At 66.1% G+C, this 8,722-nt stretch carries 9 protein-coding genes; 3 read left to right on the top strand and 6 right to left on the bottom strand.

Annotation, left to right across the window (positions count from 1 at the left end):
* Positions 1 to 315: 315 nt before the first annotated feature.
* Positions 316 to 1,167 carry an alpha/beta hydrolase gene (locus AC1D1S_RS16590; protein WP_476945244.1) on the top strand — a complete coding sequence of 284 codons (852 nt, stop codon included), beginning with the start codon at positions 316 to 318 and terminating at the stop codon, positions 1,165 to 1,167.
* 34 nt (positions 1,168 to 1,201) lie between these two features.
* Here the strand turns inward: AC1D1S_RS16590 and AC1D1S_RS16585 are convergent, their stop codons facing one another.
* The 3 genes from AC1D1S_RS16585 to AC1D1S_RS16575 all read right to left on the bottom strand — a co-directional run bounded on the left by AC1D1S_RS16585 (position 1,202) and on the right by AC1D1S_RS16575 (position 5,475).
* The gene (locus AC1D1S_RS16585) at positions 1,202 to 2,287 is read right to left on the bottom strand and encodes a DUF3616 domain-containing protein (protein WP_243177869.1); all 1,086 of its coding nucleotides are present in this window, start codon (positions 2,285 to 2,287) and stop codon (positions 1,202 to 1,204) included.
* 37 nt (positions 2,288 to 2,324) lie between these two features.
* Positions 2,325 to 4,289 carry an aconitate hydratase gene (locus AC1D1S_RS16580; protein WP_476994957.1) on the bottom strand — a complete coding sequence of 655 codons (1,965 nt, stop codon included), beginning with the start codon at positions 4,287 to 4,289 and terminating at the stop codon, positions 2,325 to 2,327.
* Positions 4,290 to 4,413: 124 nt separating this feature from the next.
* The gene (locus tag AC1D1S_RS16575; protein ID WP_476994956.1) at positions 4,414 to 5,475 is read right to left on the bottom strand and encodes a hypothetical protein; all 1,062 of its coding nucleotides are present in this window, start codon (positions 5,473 to 5,475) and stop codon (positions 4,414 to 4,416) included.
* Here AC1D1S_RS16575 and AC1D1S_RS16570 point away from each other — a divergent pair.
* Entirely contained in the window at positions 5,359 to 5,811 is a 453-nt protein-coding gene (locus tag AC1D1S_RS16570) for a TetR-like C-terminal domain-containing protein (protein WP_476994955.1), read from the top strand. The genes AC1D1S_RS16575 and AC1D1S_RS16570 overlap by 117 nt on opposite strands.
* Positions 5,812 to 5,885: 74 nt before the next feature.
* Here the strand turns inward: AC1D1S_RS16570 and AC1D1S_RS16565 are convergent, their stop codons facing one another.
* From AC1D1S_RS16565 to AC1D1S_RS16555, 3 genes are all read right to left on the bottom strand, one after another.
* Complete coding sequence (locus AC1D1S_RS16565; protein WP_279294002.1) at positions 5,886 to 6,527, bottom strand: copper chaperone; 642 nt, start codon at positions 6,525 to 6,527, stop codon at positions 5,886 to 5,888.
* Between the two features lie 126 nt (positions 6,528 to 6,653).
* Positions 6,654 to 7,259, bottom strand: coding sequence for a DUF1326 domain-containing protein (locus AC1D1S_RS16560; protein WP_243177874.1), 606 nt, complete (start codon positions 7,257 to 7,259; stop codon positions 6,654 to 6,656).
* A gap of 194 nt (positions 7,260 to 7,453) precedes the next feature.
* On the bottom strand, positions 7,454 to 7,657 hold the full coding sequence (locus AC1D1S_RS16555) for a hypothetical protein (protein WP_476994954.1): 204 nt from the start codon (positions 7,655 to 7,657) through the stop codon (positions 7,454 to 7,456).
* Between the two features lie 235 nt (positions 7,658 to 7,892).
* Between AC1D1S_RS16555 and AC1D1S_RS16550 the strand changes: the two genes are divergently transcribed.
* Positions 7,893 to 8,702: an IclR family transcriptional regulator gene (locus AC1D1S_RS16550; protein ID WP_243177875.1), complete on the top strand. Its 810-nt coding sequence runs from the start codon at positions 7,893 to 7,895 to the stop codon at positions 8,700 to 8,702.
* Positions 8,703 to 8,722 lie beyond the last annotated feature (20 nt).

The raw sequence follows: 8,722 nt of genomic DNA, 5'->3' as shown, positions 1-8,722 counted from the left end.
TCTCGGAGGCGGTCGCCCCCATGCGCGAGAGCTGCTCGCGGTATGACGCGACCAGCATCTCCAGGCTTTCCTCGGTCCACTCCCCCGGCCGCATCCGTGTTGAAATTTCGACCGGTTCAGGCTGATAGAGCGTCATGAAAGTCCTTCCTCTGGGTTCGATCAGGGGTGAGCACGACCCCATTCTGGCCCCCCTGCGCCGGTGTGCGCCAGAGCAGGGCCGGGGCACCATGGCTCCGGGGCGTTCCGAAGCGAACGCACCGGTGGCAGACTTTGTCCACCGGAGCTGTAGCCATAAGGAGGATCCCGGTGTCCGAGATGGTTGAGGCCCTTTTGCACGACGGCACGGCAATACCCGTCCTGGTGAGCGGTGACGGCCGGGCGCTCCTCATCCCTGCCAATGTGAAGCCGCGGTCCGGGCCGGAAGCCCAGACGATGCGGGAGTGGGGCGCGGACCCGGACCTCGGGCCCAATCTGGTGTCGGGCCTCGCGCAGTCCTATCGGGTAATCGCGGCCGACTACGAGGGGCACCGGATGGCGCACCCGGCGCCCGATACCCTCACCCCGGAGAACGTCACCGCCGACTTGCTGGCTATCGCTGATGCGGCACGCGCCGAGACCTTCGGATACTACGGCTACTCGTGGCTGGGCCTGTGCGGTTTGCAGTTGGCGATCCGCACAAACCGGCTCTGGGCGCTCATCATGGGAGGATTCCCGCCGCGCGACGGCCCGTACAGGAGCATGTTGGCGGTGACGCGGGCGGCCCACTCGGCGGCTGCCAGGGCCCCGGAACAATCGCCGGAGGTGAACCTCCCGGTCGAACCCGGCGACTGGGATGCCGCCACGATACAGACCAACGAGACACAGACCCGCCAGTTCCTCACGCTTTACGAAGCGCTCCAGGACTTCGACGATTCAACTATTGGCCTGGCGCCGGATCTGCCCCGGCTGGCGTTCGCGGGCGCCGCCGATCACATCGCTTACGGACCCCGCTGGGGGGACGTGACGGTGCGGATCGGCGAACCGCTGGCAGCCCATGAGCGCGAGCTCATCGAGGCCGGGTGGGATGTGCAAGTACTCCCCGCACTCGATCACCTGGGTGCGATGCACAGTGACGTCGTCGTTCCTCTCCTGCGGGCCTGGCTGGGAAAAGTGGGCCGGCAGCAGTAGGAACACCTCCCGGGGACCGTGGCGGCGCCGGTTCCTAAGCGCTGAGGCGGAAGACGTCGGCTTTGATCGCGTGGCGTCCGGTCTTGCGCTTGCCCGACGGCGTCCCATACAACACCAAGACCGACCGATCGTCGTCGAGAACGGTGATCCCCTCGGCATGGTCCTCGTCCTCGCCGAATGGCGCGTCAAATTCGCAATGCAGGTCGTCTTTCGGCAGGACGGCCTCGGCCTGCGACGTCAGCGCGCCCCGCCAGCGAAACACGGCCGCGCGCCCGTCGAGTTCCATGGTGGGTCCTGCCAGGACGAGCAGGTCCTGTCCGTGCCGGCACAGATCCCGCACGCCCAAACCATGCAGGCGAAGGAAGTGCTTGCGGTAGCGACGATTCCCGGGACCGATCGGCTGCGGCTCCAAGCCGGGCCCGTCACCAACCTGGAGCTCTATGATCATCGCCCACCCACGCAGCACCGGCCCGCGCAGACCGATGAACACCCGGTCGCCCGCTACGGCGAGGCCCTCGCAGTCAATGCCGTTGTCCTTGCCCGGGATCGGGCGACCGGTCGTCGAGGACTGGATGAAGCTACCAAGATGTGGGTCATCGGCCAGCAGATCCACCAGGTCCGTGCCCCGGCCGAGGCCCAGCACGGCGGGGCGCTGCTGCTGCCCCGTCCGGCCGCCGCCCGGATCGAGGAGGTCCTTAGTCGAAAGCCGGGCCAACACCCGACGGCGCTGGCTGACCTCCACTGTCGCCAGGGAATCCCGCGCTTCTGCGGGCGTGGCGTTGTTCTTGACCTGTTTGCGGGCCGAGCTGTGCGATCCAAGCAGCCACAGCGTGTCATCCTCGACATCGAGGCCCTCGATGTCCATCTCACCCCTGTCCCCGGGCAGCTCAAGGAGGTGGGTGAGATCGAAGCTGCGGTGGGTGCGGGCCTGGTCGCCGGCCTCCAGGGTGAGCCGTTCGAGGCTGGTCGTCTCGTCATTGGCGACCCAAAGGTGGGAACCCTGCCGGGCGACCGCGGACAACCCGTCGCGCAGGTCAGCCTTCGGATCCAGGGTGCTGCGCTGGTCGAGTACAAGGCTGATTTCGCCGGAGGGATCGTCCGGCCTCGGCCATCCGCTCACCGCGGCACACCCATCCTCGTCAGCGGTGATCGGCAGCTCATTCCCGCGCTCTCCGTTCGCGCAGCCACGGGATGAGGCCACCTGCCAGGAGCATGTCCACCTGACGGCTGGAGAGGCTGTGCCGCACAGGGTAGACCTCGCCGCGGGTCCGGTTCTCCACGAGGATCTCCTTGCCTGTGAGCAGGGCGTCGTGTATCCCTGTCAGCGCGAGCACATCGTCCTGTTCGATGCGGTCATGATCGGCCGCATTTGTGAACTCGACTGCAAGGACGCCGAAATTGGCCAGGTTCTGCCAGTGGATCCGCGCGAACGAGACGGCCACCACTGCGCGCAGCCCGAGGAAGCGCGGGGTGATAGCCGCGTGTTCCCGAGAGGATCCCTGGCCGTAGTTCGTGCCGCCGACCAGGATGTGCCCAGTGGAGTCGCGGGTACGGGCGGCGCGGGCGGCATAGGAGGGGTCGAGCTGGTCGAAGGTGAATTCGGCGAGTTTGGGGATGTTGCTGCGGTAGGGCAGAACGCGGGCTCCGGCTGGCAGAATCTCGTCCGTCGAGACATCGTTGCCCACCACCAAGGCCACTGGTGCCTCGATGCGGTCGGCGAGTGGGCCGAAGACCGGAAGCGAGGAGATGTTTTCGCCCTTGACCAGTGCTACTTTGCCGGCGTCCTCCGGCGCCAACGGCTCCTCGAGCATTGCCACGTTCACGCTCGACACCGCGGGAAGTTCGATCTCGGGGTACTCAAGGTCGAAAAGCTCCGTCAGGTCCCGCGGGTCGGTGATAATTCCCGTGAGCGCAGCAGCCGCGGCCGTCTCCGGTGAGCACAGGTAGACCGAGTCCTCCTTCGTGCCCGAACGGCCGGGAAAGTTGCGGGGCATTGTGCGCAGGCTGTTGCTTCCGTTCGCGGGGGCCTGTCCCATCCCGATGCAGCCCATGCATCCGGTCTGGTGCAGCCGGGCTCCGGCGCGTATCAGATCAAACGTGGCCCCCATCCTGGTGAGGTCCTGGAGGATCTGCCGGGAACTAGGGTTGACGTCGAAGGACAGTCCCGGGTGGCACTGCCGTCCCTTCGTGATGGCGGCGACAATGGCGAAGTCGCGCAGGCCCGGGTTCGCTGAGGACCCAATCACGACCTGCGCCACCGGCCTGCCAGTGACCTCCCGCACCGGAACGACGTTGCCGGGCGAGCTGGGCAGGGCGATGAGCGGCTCGATCGTGGCCAGGTCGATCTCGTCGGTCACGTCGTAGATGGCCCCGGAATCGGCGAGGAGTTCGGTGAAATCGTCCTCGCGCTGTTCGGTGCGCAGGAAGGCCCGGACCTGGTCGTCGGCCGGGAAGACCGTGCTCGTCGCACCGAGTTCGGCGCCCATATTGGCAATCACGTGCCGGTCCATCGCGCTCAGCGTGGCGAGGCCGGGACCGTAGTACTCGATGATCCGGTCCTTGCCGCCCTTCACGCCGTGCCGGCGAAGCATTTCAAGAATGACGTCCTTGGCACTGGTCCACGGTGGCAGCTTGCCGGTAAGCCGCACGCCCCAGATCTCCGGCATCTTCAGGTAGAGCGGCTCGCCCGCGATGGCCAGGGCTACCTCGGTGCCGCCGACCCCGATTGCCAGCATCCCCAGCGACCCAGCGGCCGGGGTGTGACTGTCGGAACCGACCATGGTCGTGMCCGGACGGCCAAACCGCTGCATGTGGGTCGGATGGGACACGCCGTTTCCGGCCTTCGAGAACCACAGACCAAACCGGCGGCAGGCCGAGCGGAGAAAATCATGGTCCTCAGCGTTCCTGCTGTCGGCCTGCAACAAGTTGTGGTCCACGTACTGCACGGACACTTCAGTTTGTGCCCGGTCGAGCCCGATGGCCTCCAGTTCAAGCATGACCAGCGTCCCGGTCGCGTCCTGGGTGAGGGTCTGATCGATATGCAGGCCAATCTCACGGCCGGGAATCATCTCCCCGGCCACCAGATGGGATGCGATGAGCTTTTGGGCCACGTTGTAGGCCACGGTCGGATTCCTTACTCGATGGCGAAGCCAGGTGCCTCCGCCGTCAACGAACCGGGCACCGGGCGCTCCCCTATATCCCCAAATTAGCCCACTCCGGGCACCGGGAACAGTGGGGATTTGACGGTCATCGTGGCGTCGCCGGCCCCGGGACGCTCCTGGTGTTCAACGAGCTGAGGAAGGCGAGGGCCGCTGCCAGTCCGGCACTCAGCACGACGGCTCCCAGCCACATCGACACTGGCCATTGAATCGATGCCCCGAGGGCGATCCCAGCCAGTTGCCCGGTCCAGATGAGTGCCGCCAGCACGGCGGTGACCGCCGGCAACCTGCGCCTCAGCCACGGGCCCGACCGTCGGGCAAGCAGCAGATCCGACGCTGCCGCGATGATCGTGGCTCCGGCCGCACCGGCGACCGCGGCCGGGCGCAGCCCCGACATGGCCAGCGGCAGCCACGCCACCACGGCGACCAGGATGGTGGCAATACCGAAAGGAGGCCTCCGGGCTCCGGAGAAGGTGTAGAGGAAGGGCGCGATAATCAGCGCTGTGGTCACCAAATAGCTGGCCAGTCCGAGGGCCGGGGGCAGCTCCGCCTGGGTGTGCCCGGGGCTCCCGATCGGCGTCTGTTGATACGGGACGGCCGGCGGGGTCCGGACGAACGCCGAGCAGTAAATGAGGAAGAAGGCTCCCAGGCCCGTCATGAGGGCGAGCGACAACAGTGCAGGCGGCGTCCAGTTGAAGGCCTCTGCGCCGCCGGCGGCCCGTGCACTGCGGATACCGGTGCCGAGGATAAGGAAGAGGCTGAACCCCAGCAGCAGGTGGGTGGGGCTCACCAGCGCATCGAGGGAGACTTCGATGCCCAGGATCTCGTGCCAGGCCAGATCCAGGACACCCGCGAGGGCGAACAGGACCAGTCCGATAACCGTGCCCCGGTAGCCGGCCGGCACCGACCGGTTCAATGGCCGCCCGGGCTGGCGGTTCCTCCAGATCACGCTTGCCGTCCACGCGGCGGTGGCCATGAGGCCCGAATAGAGTGCCGCGTGCCAGGGGGTGAAGAAGGTTTCCAGCCCGGGAACGTGCAAGTGGGCCCAGCCGTCCAGGTACACAGCCAGGAGGAGCCAGATGCCCAGCAGTTGCGTCACAAGGTCGTTGCGCGCCCCGGCCCGAAGAGTCTGCGCTGCCGTGTCAACCATCGTCACTCTCCTCGCACCCGCCGTGCCGTCACCCTCGCCGTGCAGTCACCCTCGCCGTGCCATCCCCGGAAGCCGGGACGCCCACACGTGGCCCGCGTCGAATGGTTAAAGCTTGGACCTCCCGGTGTCCGACCGCCAGTGCTGCATTTGGTGGAGCGGGGCATCTCCCGAGGAGACCTGAGCCCGGACGTCGACGCCGAAATGCTCACCGACCTCCTGCTGGGGCCGATCTACTACCGGTTCTTCCTGAGCGGCTCGCCGCTGGATGAAGGCTTTGGGGTCCGGCTGGTCAGCACGCTGTTTTCGCGCCGACCCGCCCACGGGGGCACGCCGTAGAAGCGAAGACGGCGCGGAACCCCGTGCCGACGTCGATCCCCGGACTCCTATTCGAAGACGGTGGTCAGCGTCCCTTACATGGGCGCGGGCATATAGAGCCCGGGCAGCAGCTCCGGGTGCGCTGGGACGAAGAGCGCGAAAACGATCAGCGAGACACCAGTTATCCGGCTGAAGGCGGGCCCGTATTTCCATGTCTTCTCCAGGAAGATAACTACCGTGAGCACGGCCATCCACGCCAGGTTCATCACGCCCACGGCAATCAGCACCAGCATGAGCCCCCAACAGCAGCCGACGCAGTACACGCCGTGATACATGCCGACGCGGACGTCCCGCAAGCGGCCCTTGTACCCGGATACGTGCAGCAGGAAGGCTATGGGCGACCGGCAGTGCCTGAGGCAGAAGTCCTTCAGCGGGGTCAGCTGGTAGGCTCCGGCCGCCACGAGGACGCCGGCACCCACCCAGGGTGCGATGTCCGCCGCGTTCTCAGCCAGTAGCTCAGACAGGGCCGCGGCCGCGTAGGCCACGACGCCGAATCCGATCCATGTCAGAAGGTAGCCGCCTACCAGGGCCGTTGTCCGGATGGCCCTGACCCGGCTGCTGCGCACGGCGCGGATGGATCTGAGATACATCGAAGTCAGGGGCGCCAGCGCCGGCAACATCATGGCTGCCATCATTAGCGTCCACACCGCCAGGAAACCCCAGAGCCTCAATCCCATCGTTCCCGGGCCTGCGGACATGTCGGAAAGGCCTAGGAAAGTCAGGTACCAGGCCAGTGCGGCGCACCCGATCAGCGCCAACTCTCCGGCATGGTGGCTGGCTGTCAGGCGGCTGCTGCCCGGCACCTAAGCGGACCAGGCGAAGGGGGCCGAGAAGGAGTTCTTCCCGGCGTTATCCCAGGTCATCCCGAACACGTCGACGCGGGCGGTGCTGGATGTGCCGGCTGCCAGAGTGTCGGCCGGGAATCCGACCCCACTAAGTTTCACTCCCCGCCCTGTGGAATCAAATGGATTCATGAAGTCCTCGACCACCATGTCAACGGCACTGCCTATACGCACCTGGTGGATACGCCCGTCGTCGGCGTAGGCCATTTCCTGGGACTCCATGCCCGCCATTTCACCGATCAAGGGAGCGAGGCCCTCCATCGGTCCGCCGAGCTGGCCGCCGAAGACTGCACCGAGCGCTTCGGCCTGCTCGGCGGAGGCGGCGGCGTCCATCAGGAGACCGACCTTCCAGCCCCCCTCACTCATCAGGGCCGGGGTATCGGCCACGACGCAGACTGTCAGACCGCCGACGTCGACACCGTTGACTTCGCCGGTTTCCACGTGGAAGGCCAAGGCCACGTTGCAGCGGTCATTGTCCGCCGGTGCCGTCTGTCCTGTCGCCGTACACGGGCAGACCATGTCGCAGTTGCAGTTCTCAAAATAGGTACCTTCGACATGCCACGGCATTTAGGGCTCCTTTCGAAGAGGCCCCCCCAAAACAAATCCTCCTCGCGGCCCTGAGCAGTGTCAACGCCATGCGGACACCCACGCAAAGGGCCCTCCCGGCCGGCCCCGCGCTTCGAATAAAGGGGCGCGGGTCGTCCTGCCGGAACGGTCGCCAAGGCGACTTTTCCGTTTGCAGCAGCGGTGCAACACCGCTGCTAGCTGGCCGGCGTCCCGACGTCCTCCAGCATTGACCTGTCGAAGAATCGGACCTCACCCGTTGCCTGGAAGAACACCGGGACAACCGAGGTGCTCGGGTCCTTCGAGGTTTCGTAGATCTCAGGCGCGCCCCCGTGTTTGCGCGCGATGGTTCCAACCAGGTCAGTGCCGCGAACCCGGACGGTTCGATATTTGTAGCTCATGTGGACCCCTTCGTCTGCCGACCCCTTCGTCTGCCAAGCCAAACCCTACTCCTGAAGGGCGCAGTCGTGAGCGGATCCGAGCGTCGCTGGGCTTCCTTGGCGCGGGTCCCTACCCAATGTCGGCCTCATCACACCTCACGGCATAGGATCGAAACTGTGGAACTAACCGAGAGGACGCTACAGGCGGCCTTGTGGCGGGTAAGCAAGCCGCAGAAACTACTTGAGAGTATGGATCATGGCTTCCAAAAATGACCCCGAGTCCGACGCCGATGCGGAGTCGGGCCAGCACGGTGGTGTCCAGTCAGTGGACCGGGCGCTTATGGTCCTGGAAATCCTGGCGCGGGACGGCCACGCGGGCGTGAGCGAAATCGCCGACGAGATGGGCATCCACAAGTCCACCGTCTCCCGGCTGCTGGGTTCGCTGGTGAGCCGGGAAATGGTCCACCAGAACAGCGAGCGCGGAAAGTACCAGCTGGGCTTCGGCATCCTGAGGCTGGCAAGCTCCATCCCCGGGCGGCTCAGCCTGGTCCGCGAGGCCCGGCCCGTACTCGAAAGCCTGGCAGAGGAGTTCAAGGAGACGGTGAACCTGGCCGTCCTGCGCTCCAACTACGCCGTCAACGTGGACCAGGCCATGGGCCCGTCGACCTTGGCCACCTACGACTGGGTGGGCAGCCTGACGCCGCTCCACGCGACCTCCAGTGGAAAGGTGCTGCTCGCTGCACTGTCCGCGGACGAGCGGGACCGTGTCCTGAAGGAGACCGGGCTTCCGGCCCGGACGCCGCGGACCATCACCAACAGGAACAAGCTCGAAAGCCAGCTGATCGACGTCGCCCGTGACGGCTACGGAGTGGTCCGGGAGGAGTTCGAAATTGGGCTCAACTCGATGTCCGTGCCGGTGTACAACCATGTGGGAGCCGTGATCGGCGCGGTAAGTATTTCCGGGCCGGCCTTCCGTTTTGATCCGGAGACGGCGCCGGGACTCCTCGATGCGCTGAAACAGGCGGGGCTGCAGATCAGCGCGAAGATGGGCTACACCGGGCGTTAAACTCCACGCTGGTGGTTGGG

This window comes from Arthrobacter sp. P1_A5 (genome assembly GCF_056406825.1).
Note: the sequence above shows the minus strand (reverse complement) of the source record. Positions and strands in the feature narration are given on the sequence as shown.